The 18,017-nt window shown below is 69.5% G+C and carries 22 protein-coding genes; 11 read left to right on the plus strand and 11 right to left on the minus strand.

Annotated elements, in window-relative coordinates; translation table 11 throughout:
- Positions 1–8: 8 nt before the first annotated feature.
- Genes BLV25_RS04740 through BLV25_RS04755 form a run of 4 tightly spaced genes read right to left on the minus strand, consistent with a single transcriptional unit; the run spans position 9 to position 5,341 of the window.
- Entirely contained in the window at positions 9–1,901 is a 1,893-nt protein-coding gene (locus BLV25_RS04740) for a type II secretion system F family protein (protein WP_256335646.1), read from the minus strand.
- Entirely contained in the window at positions 1,898–3,922 is a 2,025-nt protein-coding gene (locus BLV25_RS04745) for an ATPase, T2SS/T4P/T4SS family (RefSeq protein WP_092731123.1), read from the minus strand. Before BLV25_RS04745 ends, BLV25_RS04740 begins: the two co-directional genes overlap by 4 nt.
- Positions 3,923–3,974: 52 nt before the next feature.
- On the minus strand, positions 3,975–4,472 hold the full coding sequence (locus BLV25_RS04750; RefSeq protein WP_092731125.1) for a DUF7311 family protein: 498 nt from the start codon (positions 4,470–4,472) through the stop codon (positions 3,975–3,977).
- On the minus strand, positions 4,469–5,341 hold the full coding sequence (locus BLV25_RS04755) for a DUF7310 family coiled-coil domain-containing protein (protein ID WP_092731127.1): 873 nt from the start codon (positions 5,339–5,341) through the stop codon (positions 4,469–4,471). The genes BLV25_RS04750 and BLV25_RS04755 overlap by 4 nt, the downstream gene beginning before the upstream one ends.
- A gap of 151 nt (positions 5,342–5,492) precedes the next feature.
- On the opposite strand from BLV25_RS04755, the gene BLV25_RS04760 reads away from it, so the two are divergent.
- The gene (locus BLV25_RS04760) at positions 5,493–6,581 is read left to right on the plus strand and encodes a tubulin/FtsZ family protein (RefSeq protein WP_092731129.1); all 1,089 of its coding nucleotides are present in this window, start codon (positions 5,493–5,495) and stop codon (positions 6,579–6,581) included.
- 64 nt (positions 6,582–6,645) lie between these two features.
- Here the strand turns inward: BLV25_RS04760 and BLV25_RS04765 are convergent, their stop codons facing one another.
- Positions 6,646–6,912: an HAH_0734 family protein gene (locus BLV25_RS04765; protein ID WP_021072507.1), complete on the minus strand. Its 267-nt coding sequence runs from the start codon at positions 6,910–6,912 to the stop codon at positions 6,646–6,648.
- Positions 6,913–7,130: 218 nt separating this feature from the next.
- Here BLV25_RS04765 and BLV25_RS04770 point away from each other — a divergent pair, with 218 nt between their 5' ends.
- The 3 genes from BLV25_RS04770 to BLV25_RS04780 all read left to right on the plus strand — a co-directional run bounded on the left by BLV25_RS04770 (position 7,131) and on the right by BLV25_RS04780 (position 10,013).
- The gene (locus tag BLV25_RS04770; protein WP_092731131.1) at positions 7,131–8,060 is read left to right on the plus strand and encodes a rhomboid family intramembrane serine protease; all 930 of its coding nucleotides are present in this window, start codon (positions 7,131–7,133) and stop codon (positions 8,058–8,060) included.
- A gap of 164 nt (positions 8,061–8,224) precedes the next feature.
- A complete protein-coding gene (locus BLV25_RS04775; RefSeq protein ID WP_092731244.1) occupies positions 8,225–9,067 on the plus strand; it encodes an endonuclease V in 843 nt (280 codons plus the stop codon).
- Between the two features lie 64 nt (positions 9,068–9,131).
- Positions 9,132–10,013 carry an SDR family oxidoreductase gene (locus tag BLV25_RS04780; protein ID WP_092731133.1) on the plus strand — a complete coding sequence of 294 codons (882 nt, stop codon included), beginning with the start codon at positions 9,132–9,134 and terminating at the stop codon, positions 10,011–10,013.
- A 37-nt stretch (positions 10,014–10,050) separates the two neighbouring features.
- On the opposite strand, the gene BLV25_RS04785 is transcribed toward BLV25_RS04780, so the two are convergent.
- Positions 10,051–11,166 carry an ArsA family ATPase gene (locus BLV25_RS04785; protein ID WP_092731135.1) on the minus strand — a complete coding sequence of 372 codons (1,116 nt, stop codon included), beginning with the start codon at positions 11,164–11,166 and terminating at the stop codon, positions 10,051–10,053.
- Between the two features lie 125 nt (positions 11,167–11,291).
- Here BLV25_RS04785 and BLV25_RS04790 point away from each other — a divergent pair, with 125 nt between their 5' ends.
- The 6 genes from BLV25_RS04790 (at position 11,292) to BLV25_RS04815 (ending at position 13,209) form a co-directional block, all read left to right on the plus strand.
- Complete coding sequence (locus BLV25_RS04790; RefSeq protein ID WP_021072512.1) at positions 11,292–11,558, plus strand: eL43 family ribosomal protein; 267 nt, start codon at positions 11,292–11,294, stop codon at positions 11,556–11,558.
- 4 nt (positions 11,559–11,562) lie between these two features.
- Positions 11,563–11,697, plus strand: a complete 135-nt coding sequence (locus BLV25_RS04795) for a DNA-directed RNA polymerase subunit P (protein WP_021072513.1) — start codon at positions 11,563–11,565, stop codon at positions 11,695–11,697.
- A gap of 31 nt (positions 11,698–11,728) precedes the next feature.
- Entirely contained in the window at positions 11,729–12,136 is a 408-nt protein-coding gene (locus tag BLV25_RS18130; RefSeq protein ID WP_092731137.1) for a KEOPS complex subunit Pcc1, read from the plus strand.
- A gap of 66 nt (positions 12,137–12,202) precedes the next feature.
- The gene (locus BLV25_RS04805; RefSeq protein WP_039400064.1) at positions 12,203–12,586 is read left to right on the plus strand and encodes a prefoldin subunit beta; all 384 of its coding nucleotides are present in this window, start codon (positions 12,203–12,205) and stop codon (positions 12,584–12,586) included.
- Positions 12,587–12,856 carry a DUF3194 domain-containing protein gene (locus tag BLV25_RS04810; RefSeq protein WP_092731139.1) on the plus strand — a complete coding sequence of 90 codons (270 nt, stop codon included), beginning with the start codon at positions 12,587–12,589 and terminating at the stop codon, positions 12,854–12,856. It begins immediately after the preceding gene.
- A gap of 155 nt (positions 12,857–13,011) precedes the next feature.
- A complete protein-coding gene (locus BLV25_RS04815; protein ID WP_021072517.1) occupies positions 13,012–13,209 on the plus strand; it encodes an HVO_0649 family zinc finger protein in 198 nt (65 codons plus the stop codon).
- A gap of 66 nt (positions 13,210–13,275) precedes the next feature.
- On the opposite strand, the gene BLV25_RS04820 is transcribed toward BLV25_RS04815, so the two are convergent.
- The 5 genes from BLV25_RS04820 to BLV25_RS04840 all read right to left on the minus strand — a co-directional run bounded on the left by BLV25_RS04820 (position 13,276) and on the right by BLV25_RS04840 (position 17,173).
- Positions 13,276–13,830 (minus strand): GMP synthase subunit A, encoded by a 555-nt coding sequence (locus BLV25_RS04820; protein WP_092731141.1) that lies wholly within the window; start codon positions 13,828–13,830, stop codon positions 13,276–13,278.
- Between the two features lie 115 nt (positions 13,831–13,945).
- On the minus strand, positions 13,946–14,776 hold the full coding sequence (locus BLV25_RS04825) for an amidohydrolase family protein (RefSeq protein WP_021072519.1): 831 nt from the start codon (positions 14,774–14,776) through the stop codon (positions 13,946–13,948).
- Between the two features lie 157 nt (positions 14,777–14,933).
- Positions 14,934–16,124, minus strand: a complete 1,191-nt coding sequence (ftsZ, locus tag BLV25_RS04830) for a cell division protein FtsZ (protein ID WP_021072520.1) — start codon at positions 16,122–16,124, stop codon at positions 14,934–14,936.
- A gap of 2 nt (positions 16,125–16,126) precedes the next feature.
- On the minus strand, positions 16,127–16,309 hold the full coding sequence (locus BLV25_RS04835; RefSeq protein ID WP_039400069.1) for a ribbon-helix-helix domain-containing protein: 183 nt from the start codon (positions 16,307–16,309) through the stop codon (positions 16,127–16,129).
- Positions 16,310–16,525: 216 nt separating this feature from the next.
- A complete protein-coding gene (locus BLV25_RS04840) occupies positions 16,526–17,173 on the minus strand; it encodes a double zinc ribbon domain-containing protein (protein ID WP_092731143.1) in 648 nt (215 codons plus the stop codon).
- A 213-nt stretch (positions 17,174–17,386) separates the two neighbouring features.
- Here BLV25_RS04840 and BLV25_RS04845 point away from each other — a divergent pair, with 213 nt between their 5' ends.
- Entirely contained in the window at positions 17,387–17,992 is a 606-nt protein-coding gene (locus BLV25_RS04845; RefSeq protein WP_021072523.1) for a translation initiation factor IF-2 subunit beta, read from the plus strand.
- The last annotated feature ends 25 nt before the right edge of the window (positions 17,993–18,017 follow it).

The raw sequence follows: 18,017 nt of genomic DNA on the forward strand, positions 1-18,017 counted from the left end.
ATAAACCTTCACAGCAGCGTCCCCGCGCCGACGAACGCGACGATGTAGGTGGCCGTCGCTGTCGGAACGGCGATGCCGACCCGGTACGCCACGAGCGTCGGGTCGAGCCCCCGCTGTATCGTCGTCGATAGCGCGGTGAGGATCGCGGACAGCAGGAGCACGTACGTTCCGACGATGCGGCCGAGCACCGGAACCGGGATCGGGTCGACGATCGGCCCGGAACTCGGACCGACACCCGGACCGCCACCTGCCTCCGTTCCCGCCTCCGAACCGGCGGCCGCCGGTGCTGCAGCCGACGCCGACGCTCCGCCTCCGGCTCCGGCGGTCGGATCCCCCGCCAGCATCGTTCCCACCACGGGATCGAGTCCGCCACCGCCGGCGATCGCGCCGCCGTCCATCCCGGCAGCGAGCGCGACCGTCGCGCCGCCGACGAGCGGCCCGAACACCGTCGCGGTGTTCGACAACGTCCGAGTGACGGTCCGAAGCTGTCTGGTTGCGTCGCGTTCGAGCGTCCGCAGCTCCTCGAGCTGGTCGGCGAGCTCGATGACCACGTCGCCCGCGGGCCGTCCCTCCCGGGCGGCGATCGACAGCAGCGCCACTGCCCCCTGCACCCGCGGGCTCGGTACGTCGGCGAACGGTCCCTCCTCGCCGACCAACGCCGACTCGACGTCGACGCGGAGGGTTCGGCTCCGCCGGCCGGCCGCCACGAACGCCGCGCCGGCGGGACCGTCCATCGTCTCGCCGGCGCGTCGAACCGCGCGCTCGACCGCGACGCCGTCCGCGACCGCGCCGCCGATGGTCGAGAGCGCGTCCGGAAGCGCCGCCTCGATCGACCGAACCCGCCGGAGCACTCGGCGACGTGGGAGCGCGAACATACCGATCCCGGCGCCGAATCCGGACCCGACGGCGGCGATCGGCGCACTCCACGGAACGACGGCGCCGCCGAGAACCCAGCCGCCGATGCCGGCGATCACGCCGGCGGCGAGTGGACGTCGGTATCCGGACGGAACGTCGGGATGGCTCGCGTCGATTCGTGGCGGCGGGAACGCGACCGGGCGACGCAACAGCAACCAGCCGCTGGCGACGAGGAGGATCGAGGGGAGGACGACGACGTACACGACCGCCATCGTGGCGGCGCCGAGCGGGAGCCCGGTCGCCCGTGCCGCCGGAAGCAGAGCGATGAGCGCCAGCGGCAGCAGGACGCCGAAGGCGTAGATACCCGACACCGGCGCCTGAACGTCCCCGATGAACGCGGCCATTCGATCGGTCGTTCCGGCCGTGACCGCCTCGAGTGCGCGGTCCAGTCCCCGTTCGCGTCGCTCCCGCGGGGCCGATGCGGCCGCCCGGATCCGTGTTCCGGCCCGTTCGAGCGCGGGGAACCACGCGCTCCATTCCGCGGTGAACGACTGCAATCCGGAATCGGGACTCGCTCGCGACCGGACGGCCGCGTCCGCGAGGCTCTCCGCGAGGGGACCGTTCCCGGTCTCCGCCGCGAACGTGACCGCCCGCTCGATCGACGGCTCCAACCGCATCCGAAGCACGAGCCGGCCCACGATTCCGGGCGCCGCCCCGAGCGCCCGCGTTCGTCGGAGGGCTGCCAGCCAGCACGGGAATCGACGTCGAATCTCATAGACGCCGTAGCCGATGGCGGCGGCGATCGGGACGCCGCTTGGGCCGCGTAGCAGCGCCGCTCCCAGCAACGCCGCCGCAGCCCCGACCGCCAGGCCCCATCGCCGTGCGGATCCCTCGATCCCCGCGGGCGTCCGGTCGTCGTCGAGAAACGACAGCGCTCGTTCGAGTTCCGCGTCGCTCGCCGTTTCGACCGAGTCGGTCGGTTCGGTCGGACTGACCGGTCCCGACTCACCACCGAGCCGGTCATCGCTTCGGGGTTCCGGGGTCATCGTTTCCCCCCGTCGGTTTCCGCGTCCCGGTTCCCGATCGTGTTCGGAGACGTTCGTCCCGCTGCGGCGTGTGCGGCGATCGTCTCCGCCCGTGCCTGGATCGTCGCCCGCACGTCCGCGTACGACTCGGATCCGCGTGCCAATCCGTCCACGAGCCGGCTCGTCCCGCGGTCGATCCGGCCGGTCGCGACGAGGTCGTCGCCGTCCCGCTCGAACAGACGATCGAAGACGACGCCGTCCCGTCCGGTCCGGAGTTCGGCGATCGTGACCACCCGGTGGGAATCGAGAAGGACGAGGAGGTCCGTGCTCGCGAACGCGGTCGACGGAACGTCGAGGTCGGTGACGACCCGTTCCCGGACAGCCTCCGGATCGGTTCCGTGGATGGTTCCCAATACCGTCTCTCCGCTGGCACCGACACGCATCGCCTCGTAGAGCGCCGCGGCCTCCTCGCCGCGCACCTCCCCGACGACGATCGCCCCGTCACCGAGACGGAGCGCGGTATGGACGGCCTCGGCCGGCGCCAGCTCGCGACCGTCTCCCACCGAGAGGCGTTGGACGTCGCGTCCTGCCGCCCGAAGTCGATCGACCGGGAGTTCCGGAGTGTCCTCGATCAGTATCCCGCGGGTCGACGCCGGAAGCTCCCACAGCAACGCGCCGAGCGTCGACGTCTTTCCCGCACCCCGCCCGCCGGCGACGAGTCCGGCGACCCCGCGCTCGACCGCGACCGAGAGCAGGCCCGCGGCGGCCGGCGTCATCGTTCCGGACTCGAGCAGCCGCGGCAGCGTCCACGCCTCCGTGCCGCCGCGGCGGAACGTGAATCCGTAGCCGTCGCTCGCGGGTCGGGTCGTCGCCGCGACCCGGACGGAACCGTGTTCGGTCTCGATGGTCGCGTCGAGCGTCGGCGACGCCCGCGAGAGCCCCTCGCCGGACACCCGTCGGAGGCGGGAGGCCAGCGTTCCGGCGCCCCGCGGCGGCAGCCGAACGTTCGTCGGGAGTCGGTCCCCGTCGACCACGACCCGGAGCGGCGTCTCCGCGACCGGCGGCGTGAGGAACGCGTCGGAGACGCGGTCGTCGGCGAGGACGTCCTCCAACACGCCGTAGCCTCGCGTGTGTCGGCGAAGCACGTCGACGAGATCGTCCGCCGTTTCGAGATCAGCTCCACCCCGGTGACGTTCCGCTCCGCGATCACGGTCGCTGCTCGCTTCGCGCTCGCGAACGGTCGCTCTGATCGCTCCTGCGGGTTCACGGGAACCGTCCGCTTCGCCCTCGAGGAGACGTCGTCTGGCTGCGGCGACGATGTCCAACTCCCGCGTCGACAACGACGCCTCCGGCGGCGTGAGGTGGTAGGTCCGGAACGCACCGTCGTGGTCATAGATCCGGACCGTCGCTCCGGTATCCGTGACCCACCGGTCCGCGAGCCGTGCCCCTGGCGGCGGTCGGGTCGCGACCTCGGCGGTCGCGATATCCGGCGTCACGTACGGTCGAAGTACCTCCTCGTAGCCCTCCACCGGCCGCGTCGTTTCGATCAGTCCGGTTTCGGCGGCTGCCAGAGCGACCGGTCCGGCACGCCCGATGGCGTCGGTCGCGGCCCGAAGCGGATCCCGTGCCGCGGTCGCGGCCGTTCGCGGCTCGAATCCGCGGACGCGCTCGTGGAACCGGCCGGCGGCGAGCAACAGCGCGGCCGCCCGGTCGCGGTACGTGAACCGCCGCTCGCGAGCACGCACGCGGATCGCGTCGACGTCGCGGTCGGCCACGGCGCGAACGACGGTCGACCGACACGCGGGTTCGGACGCCAGGGCGCCCTCGCCGGGACAGTCGCGTGCGTCGACGGTCAGCATCGTTCGGTCGGATCGGTCGCCGACGTCAGGGTCGGGGATCGCGGTTCGGCACGCACAGCCCTCGCTGGCCGGAACGATCGACCTCGACTCGTCGGCCGAACCGACGAACCGGTCGTGGACGCTTCCGAGACCGTCGACGACATCGGCGGGAAGCCGGTCGCCGAGGCGATCGAGCGGTGACATACGTCGGCTGCCGCGGTATCGTATATAAATGAGCGGCCGTCGTGTGGTTTCGTCACGGTTCCGTCTCGACGGGCAGGAGTTCGACCGTGGCCGTTCCGTCGCGACGAACGTACCGGAGCTGGACGGTCGTCCCCGTCGCGGAGAGTTCGATCGGCGGCGTCGCCGGCGCCAGCGTGGCGCCCGGAATCGTGTGCGTCTCGACCGGAGCGCCGGTGAAACGGTACGCGAGCGTCAGTCGGCAGTTTCCCCCGGACCGGGATCCGACATCGATCGTGGACCCGTCGTCCCGCAGACAACCGATGCGTGCCCGCTCCACCGGAGCCGATCCGAATCCCGAGGGAACGGCGATCGAGACGGTCGTCCGTGCGGCCAGCGTCGGGTCGGCGAGCGCCGTCGAGTCGCTCGCGATCCCTGTCGCGATCCGGTCGAGCCGCTCCGCGACGGTTCCGAGTTCGGTTCGCGTCGTCTGGTGGCCGGCGTCGGACAGCGCCGGCGACGCCGTCGCCAGCAGCACCACGGCAACCACGACGGCGAGGACCGTTCGGATCACAACACGTCACGGAGCTTCGCGAGAACGCCGGCGTCGGGGCGGTCGGTTGCGGAATCAGCGTGATCGGTTGCGGCATCGGGTATCCGACCGATCTCGTCCGCGTCCGGAACCGCGGCAGCCGCCGCCGGCGGTCGATCGGTTCGCGGTGCGCCGCCGTCGGCACGTCTCGTGGCCGACCGGCTCGGTCCCGTCGTCGATTCGTTCCTCCCGTCGTCGGTTCCGGCGTCGTCGTCCCTCCCCCACGGCGCCTCGCCGTCGCCGTTTCCGTCCGGGATGGCCCCGTCGGAACGGATCCGGTCGTGGTCCGCCGGACCGTAACCCGCTGAGTCGTCGTCATCCGCGTTATCGACGGTCGGTCCGACATCGACCGCGCCGGCATCGGCGTCGGTCGGCGCGTCGTGATCGCGATCCGCCTTTCGCCCGGTCGCGGGTTGATCGCCTTCGAGGCGGCTTGCCTTCGCGAGCGCGAGATCGGCTCGACGCTCGACCTCCCGATTGACGGCTCGAACGCCCCCGACGTACCCCCTGACCGCCTGGGTCGCCGCGTCGAGGTCCTCGATGCGACGGTCCATCGTCTCGATCGCCGCCTCCAGATCCGTGATCCGGGCATCCATCGCGGCTCGATCGGAGAGATCGGTCGCCGCCGCGTCACCGGTGATGGCGCGCTCGATGGCGTCGACGCGCTCCGCCAGATCGTCCTCGCCGACCTCGCGCGTCCTGTCGGCCGCTCCCGTCCCGTCGCTCCCGTTCATTCGGTCGAAGCCGCCGTCACCGTTCACGACGCTCCCGTCGGCTCCGATCGCTCGCTCCCGATCCTGATCGGTCGTCGCAGCGGGGCGTCCACCCGTTGCCGAACCGTGTTCGGACATAGGGTCGCTGTGTCGATTCCGTATATAAATCTCGGCCCGCGCTCGGTTCGACCTCGACCTCCGTTTCGGCTCCGCTCGGCCGTCGTTCCGTCGGAATCACGGGACGTCACCGGGGAAACCTTCATACGCCGGTGCGTTCATCGTACGAGGTATGAAGGCCGTCCTCGTCGGCGTCGGGCAGGCGGGCGGGAAGGTGACGACCGCCCTGGCCGAGTTCGACGCCGAGATGGGGTTCGACGCGGTGCGTGAGGCCCTCGCGGTCAACACCGCCGTGGCGGACCTCGATCCCCTCCCCGTCGACACCGTCCTGATCGGCCAGTCGCGCGTCAACGGGCACGGCGTCGGCGGCGACAACGAGCTCGGCGCGACGGTGATGGCCGAGGACTCGGTCGAGGTCCTCGACGCGCTGACGAACCGGATCACCGCCGAGGCGGAGGCGATCGTCGTCATCGCGGGACTGGGCGGCGGCACCGGGTCGGGCGGCGCCCCGGTGCTGGTTCGCGAACTGCGCCGCGTCTACGACGTTCCGGTGTACGCGCTCGGCGTCCTTCCCGCACGGGACGAGGGGGCGCTCTACCAGGTGAACGCGGGGCGGTCGCTGAAGACGCTCCTCCGCGAGGCGGACGCCACGCTCCTGCTCGACAACGACGCGTGGCGCTCGACGGACGAGAGCGTCGAGGGGGGCTACGGGAGCCTCAACCGCAAGCTGGCCAAGCGCGTCGGATTGCTGTTGGCGGCCGGCGAGGCAACCCACGGCGTCGGCGAGTCGGTCGTCGACACCAGCGAGGTGATCAACACGCTCGGCGCCGGCGGGATCGCGGCGGTCGGCTACGCGAGCGCCCCCGCCGCGGAGGACCCCGCCGAGAACGTCACCGCCCTGATGAGCACGACGCGGAAGGCGGTAATGACCGGGCTCAGCCTCCCCGAGGCGACCGACGCCGACCGGGCGCTGCTGATCGCGGCCGGCGATATCGACCGCATTCCACGCAAGGGCGTCGAGAAGTCGCGACGCTGGCTCGAGGACGAGACGGGATCGATGGAGGTCCGCGGCGGCGACTTCCCGCTGCAGTCGGACCGGCTCGCGACGATCGTTCTGCTCGGCGGCGTCCAGCGGTCGGACCGCGTGGAGCGGTTCCTCGAACGGGCACGCCAGGCCGCGGCCGAGACCGAGACGGAGGACCGCGATCGGGTCGATCGAGTCTCGGCGTTCGACAACGACGATCTGGACGATCTGTTATAAGTCCGGTCGGGTCGTGCCCGGCTGGCCCGTTGTTTCGCGTCGGCTCGGACTCCGTCGACCGGTCTCAGACAGCGAGGTCGCCCTTCGCCTTGACGACGTCCAAGTCCTCGGCGTCGATCGATTCGGTCTCCAGACGGTGGGGTACGTACTCGCGTTTCGCGTAGGTCTCGTACTCGTCCTCGGTGCCGATCGTACACCACAGCTGGGGCTCATCGGGGCCGTGCCAGTCGCCCTGCCGGTTCACGGAAAAGCAGATCATCTCCCGGCCGTCGTAGTTGATCACCGCGTCGCGGCGGATCCCGGGGTCGCCACGGATGATGAGGTGCTGCATGGGCTGCGGTTCGCGTGTCCGCCGCTTAATCGCTTCGATACGGGCGATCGGACCGGCCGTGGAACGACCGACCGGACCGGCCGTGGAACGACCGACCGGACCGGCCGCGGAACGACCGACCGGACCGGCCGCGGAACGACCGACAGTCGCGGTATGCGTCTCCCGAACGCCACCGCGAGGCCAAACCGCTTTACCCGCGCCGCCACAACGCCACGGCAATGGCGACGTGCGACGAGTGTGGTGCCTACGAGAACCTCCCGTACCAGTGTCACCGGTGCGGGCAAACGTTCTGTGCGGACCACCGGCTGCCGGAGAATCACGACTGCCCCGGGATCGGCGACTGGGACGACCCCTCGGGAGTGTTCGAAAGCGGGTTCGACGATTCCCTGTCGGACGAGTCACGCCCGTCGCGGTCCGGGTCGATGACCGACCGGCTCCGAGCACGGGTCGACCGCGCGACCTCGACCGGGGGACTCCTCGGCTACTTCCGCGGGAACCTGACGTTCCTGTTCCTCGGGCTGATGTGGACGACGTTCCTCCTGCAGGTGCTCATCGGGGGCTTCCTCGGCCAGGAGCTCTCGCGGTCGTTGTTCGTCCTTCGCCCGGAGCACCTAGAGTACGTCTGGACGTGGGTCACCGCGGTCTTCGCCCACGGCAACTTCACGCACATCGCGCTCAACTCGATCGTTCTCTACTTCTTCGGTCCGCCGGTCGAGGGACGGATCGGGTCGAAGCGGTTCGCGGCGCTGTTCCTCGGCGCCGGCGTTCTCGCCGGGCTCGCTCAGATCGGGATGGGCTTTCTGGTCGGCCCGGTCGGTCCCGGCGTCGTCGGCGCTTCCGGAGCGATCATGGCGATTATGGGCGTCCTCACCGTGTTGAACCCGAAGCTCCGCGTCTACCTCTACTTCTTCATCCCGATGCCGCTGTGGCTGTTGACCATCGGGTTCGCGGTCGTCAGCGTCTTTCTCGGTCTCGGCGGCGTGGCCGGCGGGATCGCCCACTGGGCGCACCTCGCCGGCCTCCTCGTCGGGCTCGCGTACGGTAAGCACGTCAAGGACGAGATGCGCGCGCCGACCCGGCTCCAGTTCGGCGGCCCGGGTGGTCCTGGCGGTCCTGGCGGTCCGGGCGGTCCCGGACGTCGGCGGTGATCGCCGTGGACTCCCCACCCCCGCCGGACGATGATGCGACGCCCGTGGACGATGATGCGACGCCCGTGGACGACGATCCAGCGTCAACGGATGACCGTCCTCGGTCCTCGCTCGAGCTCGCACGTCCCGAGTTCGTTCCCGATCCCGGTCTGTCCCGCGAGGCGATGGAGGACCTCCAGCGCGAGATCGCCGCCGCCGCGGTCTTTGAGGATGACCTCGGCGACGGGAACGCTCCGGCCTTCGGACCGGACGCCGTGGCGATCGACGACCCGTTCGATCTCACCGAGGGCGTTCCGGGTCCCGAGCGTGGCGACGCGTTCGAGAGCACGCTCGAAACGTTCGGATCCGACGAGTCGTCCAGTTCGTCGGGAGCGGCTCCCCCGGTCGTCGTCGGGATCGATCAGGCGTTCCTCGAGGACGCCGTCGTCTCGGCGATCGTCGCCCTCCAGGGTGGACGGATCGTCGAGCGGACCCACGCCGTCTCGCCGCTCTCGATCCCGTACATCCCGGGACTGCTCGCGTTCCGCGAGGGCGGACCGATCCTCGACGCGCTGGCGACGCTGTCGGTCGACCCGGACCTCGCCGTTTTCGACGGCTCCGGCCGCATCCACTTCCGGCAGGCGGGGATCGCGACCCACGTCGGCGTGGCGCTCGACCTCCCGAGCGTCGGCGTCGCCAAGAGCCTCCTCTGCGGGACGCCCGACGCGGACGTCGACGAGCGTCCGGCGGGCTGGTCGACCCCGATCCGCGCCGACGGGCACGTGGAATCCCCCGAGGGAACCACCGACGACGTCGCCGGGACCGTGATCGGCCACGCGTTCCAGTCGCGGCAGTACCCGAACAGCCGGCGGGTGAACCCCCTCTACGTCAGCCCGGGCCACCGGGTGTCGGCGACGACCACGGTCGCGATCGTCGACGCGCTGTGTGCCGGGTACAAGCTTCCCGAGCCGACGCGGCTCGCGGACGCGTACGCTGACGCGGTCAAGCGGTCGATCGGTGACTCCTGAGCACTGACGGTCCGCCGTCGATCGTCGGGCACCCGGTCGTCGCGCGGACGGAACGGTGGAAGTTATGGCGCTCCCGTCCGAGACGTCGAACGTGCAACGGACGGTACTCATCACGGGGTGTTCCTCGGGCATCGGGCGCGCGACGGCGCGGGCGTTCCTCGAGGAGGACTGGACCGTGTACGCGACGGCGCGGAATCCGGCCGACATCCAGACGCTCGGCGAGGCGGGTTGCGAGCTCGCCACCCTCGACGTGACCGACGGCGACGACGTCGAGCGCGTCGTCGATCGGGTCCTCGACGAGGAGGGAGCGATCGACTGTCTCGTGAACAACGCCGGCTACGGACAGTTCGGTCCCCTCGAGGACGTCTCCACGGCCCGCGTCCACGAGCAGTTCGACGTGAACGTCTACGGACCCCACCGGCTGATCAGGGCCGTCCTGCCCGCGATGCGCCGCGAGCGCGACGGGACGATCATCAACGTCTCCTCGGTCCTCGGTCGGATCGCCCTGCCCGGAACCGGCGCCTACGCCGGCTCGAAACACGCGATCGAGGCGATGTCGGACGCGCTCCGGAACGAGGTCGCCGAGTACGACGTCGACGTCGTCGTCGTCGAACCCGGTCCCGTACGGACGAACTTCGCCGACCGCGCGAGCCGGGAGGTCGACGGCAGCGACGGGAACGAGCAGGACGACGCCGGGATCGACCGGTCGGGCGCCTACGAGGAGTTCTACCGCGTCTTCGAGGACACTCAGCTCATCGCCGGCGACGGCCCCGGATCGGTCGAGCCCGAGGTGGTCGCCGACGCCATCTGCAACGCCGCGAGCGCGACCCAGCCGCCGGCCCGCGTCCAGCCCGGGACGCTTCCCCGGATCGCCGTGCTCGCCCGGTTCCTTCCCGACCCGATGCTCGACGCGGCGTACGGCTTTCTCACCAAAGTGACGTCATAGACCGTCTCCGCGCGTCGACCGCTCCGGCTCGCCGCCGTTATTCGAGGCAGGCGGCCACGACGCGCAGGGCGGCGTCCCCGTGGACCGCATCGCCAAGCAGCGGGACGCGCTTCACCTCGCGGCCGCGGAACAGGTCGCCGGCCCGCTCGAGCGCGTTCTGCTGGACCTCCCACCGGCGTTGGCAGAACTCGCAGTCCGCCAGGTTCGGCGAGACGACCCATTCCGGGTCGACGTCGGCCACGTCGTCGAGGTCCTCCATCACTCGGTTGACCACCAGCGTGTTGACCGGAATCCCGAACTCCGTGAGCCGGTCGAGAAGCCGCTCCGATTCCACGACGCTCATCTCCTCGGGGATCATCACGATACGGAAGTCGGTCCGGCTCGGATCGCGGAGGACGCTCCGCAGGCGTTCGATCCGCTCGCGAAGCTCGTCGAGGTCCTCGCTCGGGTCCGCGTCGTCGGCGTCGCCGCCGAACAGTCCCGTGAGGCCGTCCATCATTCCGGAGAACCGCTGCCGGAGCTGCATCACCCGGCCGATCATCGAGTCCATCAGTTCCGGCAGTTCCAGCAGCCGGAGGGTGTGTCCCGTCGGCGCCGTATCGACGATCACGCGGTCGAATCGGGGGTCGTCGAGGTACTCGAGCAGCTGTCGCATCGCCGCCGCCTCGTCGGCGCCGGGCATCGTCCCGCCGAGGAGTCCGCCCGCCGGCCCGCCGCCAGGGCCGCCGGACTCCGACTCGCCGTTGTTCCCGTCGCCCGCCATCGGACCGCCCGCCATCTCCCCGAGGTCGCCGAGCCCGCCGAGCGGGTTGCCCTCGGCGCCGAACACGCCGTCCTCCATCGCGTCGTCGGGATCGATCTCGACCGCATACAGCGGGACGTCCTCGCGGATCCGGGCCGGCGTCGCGGGCACGTCGACGCCGTAGGTGTCCGACAGCGAGTGGGCGGGGTCCGTCGAGACGACGAGCGTGTCGACCCCGCCGGCGGCCGAGGAGAGACCCGTGGCCGCCGCCATCGTCGTCTTTCCGACTCCGCCTTTGCCCCCGTAGAGCACGTACTCGGGCGCGTCGACTCCGGCCGGGAGGTCGGCGTCGACGTCGGTTCGCGACTCCGGCTCGACGCTCTCGACCGGCTCGACGGCGATCTCGTCCATACCGGCGACTCGCGCGCCGGGTTTGTCAGCCCGTCGGTGTCGGCTCGATCGGCGATCGGGGACGCCCGCATCGGCGGAGCCGACTCGTAGCCTTTTTACTCGTGCTGGCAGTATCGAACGGTACTATGGCTGAGCAGAAGGCACGATCGACCGGCAGTTCGGGTCGTTTCGGCGCACGCTACGGACGCGTCGCCCGAAAACGCGTCAAGGAGATCGAGGGAGATATGCGCTCCGCGACCGTCGACGGCGACTCCGTCAAACGGATCGGAACCGGCATCTGGGTCAACGAGGAGACGGGCGAGACGTTCACGGGCGGTGCCTACCGTCCCGAGACGCCCGGCGGCCGCACCGTCCGACGGTCGATCCGCGCAGCCCTGTCGGACGAGGAGTGAACCGATGAGCTACCGGTGCTCCCGCTGTAAGCGAGACGTCACGCTTGACGAGTACGGCGGCGTCCGCTGTCCCTACTGCGGCCACCGCGTGCTTCTGAAGGAGCGCGGCGGCGACGTCAAGGAAGTCTCCGTCGAATAGCGCCGCGGTCCCGAGTCCCTTCTCCGAACCGATGGCCGACCGATCCACGTCCACGCCGGACGAATCCGGGGCCGAGTCGGACGACCCCACGACGTCGGACGGCCCCACGACATCGGGTGAGTCCACGACGTCGGACGGCCCCACGTCCGAATCGGATCCGTCGTTCGCCCACGCGGCCACGCTCCGGTTTCGGTATCCCTCGCGGGATCGATCGCGAGCGGTCACGAACGCGCTCGCGCCCGAGATCGGCGGGGTCGATGATCCCCGGTCACGGGCGTTCCTCGACCGCGACGGGGAAACGGTGATCGTTCGGGTTTGCGCCCGGGATCTGGTCGCGCTCCGTGCCGGCACGAACAGCTGGGTGCGGCTCGTCGACGTGGCGGAGTCGGCGGCCGAGGCGGCCGCAACGGGCCGCTCACGGGTTCGTTCGGACGAGTAGTCCGGTGAAGGACAAAGACGGGGGTTTTTCAGTCCGGGACGTCTCCTCCCGTCCATGCAGGGTAATATGCCGCCGGAGGCACAGGAGAAGATCGAGGAGCTGCAGGACCTACAGGAGACCGCCCAGCAGGTCGCCCAGCAGAAGGAGCAGTCCCAGTCCGCGCTCAACGACTCGAAGACCGCCCTCGAGGCGCTCGAGGACGTCGAGGACGACGCCACGATGTACCGCGAGGTCGGCGAGATCCTCGTCGAGACGGACTACGAGAGCGCCCACGAGGACCTCGAGGAGAAGGTCGACTCCCTCGAGGTTCGCGTCGAGCAGCTCAAAAAGCAGGAACAGCGCGTCCAAGAGCAGTTCGAGAGCCTCCAGGAGGAGCTCCAGCAGCTCCTGCAGGGCGGCGCCGGCGGCGGCCCGATGGGTCCCGGCGGTCCGGGCGCGGGCGGCGCGTAGATGACCGACCGGGACGGCGCTGACCGGTCGTCGGACCCGTCCGACGACGAGGTCGTTCGAACCGCCGCCGAGGCGGCCGAGGGCGTCGTCTTCTCCCACTATCGCCAGTCGGCCGTCACGGACCTCGACGTCACGGTGACCTTCGAGGACGGCGTGCTCGACGTCGACGTCTACCTGAACGCACCCGACGACGAGGTCGATCCCGAGGCGGTCGCCGAGGAGGCCGTCGCGGCCGCGGGCGACGCCGTCGACGACCTCTTCGACGCCTGATCGCGTTCGGCGGGTCTGCTCGCGTCGGGCTCGTCCGTCGAAGCCGTTTTCGTCAGTCGGCCGCGGGATCGGCCGGTGATCCGTCGCATCGATCCGATCGCCAGCCCCAGCAGCCGCCGATACGTATTTGTCCTCGTAGTGTGTATTGGTAACGTATGTCAAAAACGGCACGCGGAACGACGGCGCTCGACCGGCTGCGTGACCGGCTCGATCAGGACGGTCACGTCTGTTCGGCGTGTGGGTACGTCCATCCGGACCCGTCCTGGGAGGCGGTCACCACCGGGGACCGGATCCAGTACCGGCGTCGCTGTGATAGCTGCGGCGCGCTCGCCCGACGAACCTACCGGCTGTGAGGTCGACGGGTCGACGACCCGTCCCGCCGCGGTCCGACGGTTCGCGGCGCCGCGGTTCGGGAGCCGTCAGGCCGACTCGCAGATCGCGATGAAGTTCTCGAAGACCTCCTCGCCGCGTTCGGTGTGGGCGACCTCCGGGTGCCACTGCACGCCGTACCGGTCGGTCTCCGCGTTCGCGATGGCCTCGATCGAGCAAACGTCGGAGCTAGCGGTCCGCGTGAAGCCGTCGGGAAGCTCCGTCACCTCGTCGGCGTGTGAGGCCCACACCCGGGTTTCCGGCGCGAGCGACCCGACCAGCGGGTCGTCCGGGTCGGTGATATCGACGTCGACGTCGGCGTAGCCGCCGTACTCGCCGTCGCCCACGGCGCCGCCGAGCTCGTCGGCGATGATCTGCATCCCCAGGCAGATCCCGAAGACCGGGACGTCCAGATCGAGGTAGTCGGGACAGCGGCCGATGCGGTCGATGTCGGGGCCGCCCGAGAGCACGATGCCGTCGGCGTCGATCTCCGCGGGCGGGGTGTCGTTGTCGATCAACTCGGTGTCCACGCCGAGGTCCCGGAGCGCGCGCCGCTCCAGATGCGTGAACTGCCCGTGGTTGTCGATCACGACGATGCGCGTCATACGCCGGTTTGGAGCGACCGACTCAAAAACGGATCGGAACTGGACCCAGGAACGTGGTGTTTTTGACTCGCTCATTCACATATCGATCCACGGTTACGGATCGTGTCCGGGTCCGCTACAGGTCCGCGCCGGCCGCCAGTCCGGGGATCACCCGCGAGGGATTCTTCGTGAACACGCGGCGCATGAAGTCCTCGGAGACGTCGAGGGTGAGGATCTCCATCACCGCGACGTTCGGATGGACGTCCGGCACGCCGCTTCCGAACAGGATCCGGTCCGGGTGTTCGAGCAGTCCCGTCTCGAGGACGTCCCGGAACCGAACCGCGCTGGTGTCGAGGTACAGCTGGTCGTACTCCGCGAGCAGCTCGAAGGCCTCGCGCATCAGCGATTCCTCGAGCGGGTAGCCCCCGAAGCTGCCGAGCACCACCGGGAACCCGTACGGGAGCAACGTCTCCTCGAGCCGGTCGGGCGGGAAGGAGACGCCGCCGTCGACGAGCACCGGCTGGTCGGCGTCCGCGAGCCGTTCGAGGACGTCCGCCTCCGGGATCCCGTCCGCGGCGGGCGCCAGCGTGAAGCCGTGAAACCGGTCGTCGTAGGCGTACTGCTCGATGTCGTCCGGACGGGTGTGGTGGTCCCCGCGCTCGGTCCGCAGGTTTCGGAGGCGCCCGACCGGCGTCGCTCCCGGATCGCGGGGCCCGTTGAGTCGGGCGAACGCGAGGAACGGCCGGTCCACGCTCAGCCGGGCGACGGCGTTGTTCACGCGGAGGTAGCTCTCCCCGGCCGGACGCTTACCGGGGGAGACGATCGCGCGAACCACGCCGGCCTGGTGCATCTCCCGTTCGAGCCGCTCGGGCGTGATGTCGCGGCCGTGGGTCGCCACGGACTCCTCGTCCGGATCGAGCGTCGCGTGCACGTCGACGATCCGGAATCCGTGTTCCAACCCGAGCATCGTCCGTATCTCCGTCCCCGACCACCTGTGTCTGTCGATCGTTCACGTAAGTCGGATCCGCTTGCGCCACTCGCGGACTGTGAATAAAAAGCAGGTCGGGCGGCACGTCGATCGTGTGTCCCGGTTCGACGTCGCGGTCGCGGAGCTGCCGTCCGGGCTAGCGGATGACGTCCAGACCGTTCTGCTTCTCGGTCGGCTCCACGCCGCCGTCGGACTCCCAGCTCGCGGCGTCGGCGCCGCCGTTCGCGCTCGCGCCGCCGGGCACGTCGCTCACGTCCCCGCCGTCGATGCTGGCGCGGGACCGGTCGGCCTGCTTCTGCGTCGAGGGGCCAAGGACCTGCGCGCTCTGCACGCCGGTCATGATGGCCATCACGCGAACCTTCCCCTTGTACTCCTCCTGGATGCGCGCGCCCCAGATGACGTTGGCGCTGGCCTCCAGGCGTTCGGTGATGTTGTTCGCGATCCCCTCGGCCTCCTTGAGCGTCAGGTCCGGGCCGCCGGTGATGTGGACCAGCCCGCCCGAGGCGCCGCGGTAGTCGACGTCCAACAGGGGATGGTTCATCGCGTCGTTGACGACCTCCTGGGTTTTGTTCTTGTCCTGGGTCTCGCCGACCAGCATCACCGCGACGCCGCCCTGGTTCATGATCGTGGACATGTCCGCGTAGTCCAGATTGATGAGCGACGGCTGGGTGATCGTCTCGGAAATCCCCTTGACGGTCTCGGCGATGATCTGGTCCATCACCGAGAACGCCTTCCCGATCGGCAGGTTCGGGACGTAATCGAGGAGGCGGTTGTTGTCGAGCACGATGATCGAGTCGGCCTCGTTGCGGAGCTCCTCGAGCCCCTCCTCGGCCTTGACGGTCCGGGCACGCTCGACGTTGAACGGCGTCGAGACCATCCCGACGACGATCGCGCCCTGCTCTTTGGCGATCTTCGAGACGACGGGCGCGGCGCCGGTGCCGGTCCCGCCGCCCATCCCGGCGGTGACGAACACGAGGTCCGCATCGCCGAGGACGTCCTTGATCGTACCCTGCGCCATCTCGGTGGCGCGCTCGCCCATCTTGGGGTCGCCGCCCGCGCCGAGCCCCTGCGTGAGCGACTTGCCGACGAGGATCTTCGTGTCGGCCTCGATCATCTTCAGGTGCTGTTTGTCCGTGTTGATGGCGACGGTGTCGGCGCCGTCGACGCCGATGTTGTACAGCCGGTTGATCGTGTTGTTCCCGGCTCCGCCGGCGCCGACGATGACGATCCGCGGATCGCCGAACTCGTCGTCCTCATCGGCGTCGACGTCCATCTCGCGCTGTTCCGCTTCCGCGTTGGCCAAGGCGTCCTGAACGATGTCCTGCATCGTTACACCTTCGCCCAGCTGCGCTCGGTGCGCCGACGGCCGTTGTATTCGCCGTCCTGTTCGTTCAACATCTCACGGACCGCCGACCGGATCGCCTCGCTCCGGTTCGGGAACTCGCCCGTTTCGACCATCTGTTCGACCTCCTCGATCTGCTGTTTCGGGATTCGTAGTGTCACACGCTCCATTGTCATTCCCCCGGTAAGACGGTGACACGGCGTGCCATCCGTCTTACACACGAAAACCGCCGGACGGAATCGGTATCACCGTCCTGGCGGCCGTCTGTAAGACGACCGTCTTACGCAGATGAACGCACAGATGCGAGGTACTTAAAAGTACCGGCCGTTGTAAGACGAGTTACGAGAACACGCGTATACTAGGCTGAAACGCCCGTTTACGCGGTGTTATGGGTTGTCAAGGACGTCCGCTGCCGGCGTTCGGCGGCCGCAACCGGGGCAGAACGACCAGTCCGACCGGATCTCGTCGCCGCACTCACAGAACACCCGGTGAGACCGCTTCTCCCCGCAATTCGGGCAGTAGACGTGTTCTCCGGGCATATCCTCGCCACAGCTCGTGCACGTTTTACGGTCCGTTTGCGCCCCTTCGGGAACCGGATCCTCGCGTGTCTTACGATCCTCGGCGTCCGCCGACGGTGCCGTCTCGTCGTCGGTTTCGACGACCGGTTCGTCGGCGCGAACCCCGTCGAGTGTGACGTTTACGTTGATGTCACGCCCTGATTCGGGCGTATACGCTCCGCGCCGGGCCGGTCCGTGTCCGCCGAGCCGGTCGTCGAGCGCCGCCTCCAGCCGCGCGTCGATCAGCTCGTCGACGCGGTCGGCGATCGCGGCGTCGATCCCGGCTTCCGGGTCCGTCGGTCCGTCCGTCCCGGCGTCGGACTCCGTCGTCACGTTCCGGCCGGCCCTCCCGTCTCCGGGGTCGACCGACTCGAGGTAGGTGCGCAGCGCCTCGCGCATCACCTCGCTTTTGGAGGCGTCGTACTCCTCCAGCCGCTCGACGAGGTCGTCGTCGGCGCGGAACGTGATCTTGCTCATCGCTCGAATACCGATATTTCCGGGTCGTATAAGTATCTTCCTCCGTGTCTGACGATCGTCAGTCGGTCGCCGCACGATCGTCCGACACGCGATCGTCCGATATGGACCGACGTCGATCGTCGATGCGGATCGGCGGTCGTGGGGCTGTCCCCGTCGATTTCCGCGGATCGGCGAACCCGGAAGCGCTTTCCGTCGCGACCGCCTCCCGGCCGTATGGACTACCAGGCCAGTCTCGACCGCGCGATCGACGAGTTGCCGGATCTCGGCGGCTCGGACGAGCGCCTCCAGGTCCCGGACCCGACCGCGCAGAAGGACGGAGCGTTCACCCGTCTGACGAACCTCTCGGCGATCGCCGACGCGCTCTCGCGTGACCCCGAACACGTCCACTCCAACATCCAGCGCGAGCTGGGGACGGCGGGCCAGTACGAGAACGGCGTCGCCCGGTACAACGGCAACTTCCGCGCCGACGACTTCCAGGCCGCCATCGACGCCTACGTCGCCTCCTACGTGACCTGTTCGGAGTGTGGCCTTCCGGACACGCGGCTCGTCACCGAGGACCGCACGCCGATGCTGCGCTGTGAGGCCTGCGGCGCCTTCCGACCGGTCGCCAAACAGACCTCCACGACCCAGCGCCGAACCGAGACCGTCGAGGAGGGAACCACCTACGAGGTCGAGATCGTCGGCACCGGCCGGAAGGGCGACGGCGTCGCCGAGCGCGGCGACTACACGATCTTCGTTCCCGGCGCGCAGGAAGGAGACACCGTCCGGGCCTACATCGAGAACGTCTCCGGCAACCTCGCGTTCGCGCGACAGGTCTGAGAGCCGATTACCCGCACGATTCGCC

This window comes from Halopenitus persicus (assembly GCF_900107205.1).
Taxonomy (GTDB): domain Archaea; phylum Halobacteriota; class Halobacteria; order Halobacteriales; family Haloferacaceae; genus Halopenitus; species Halopenitus persicus.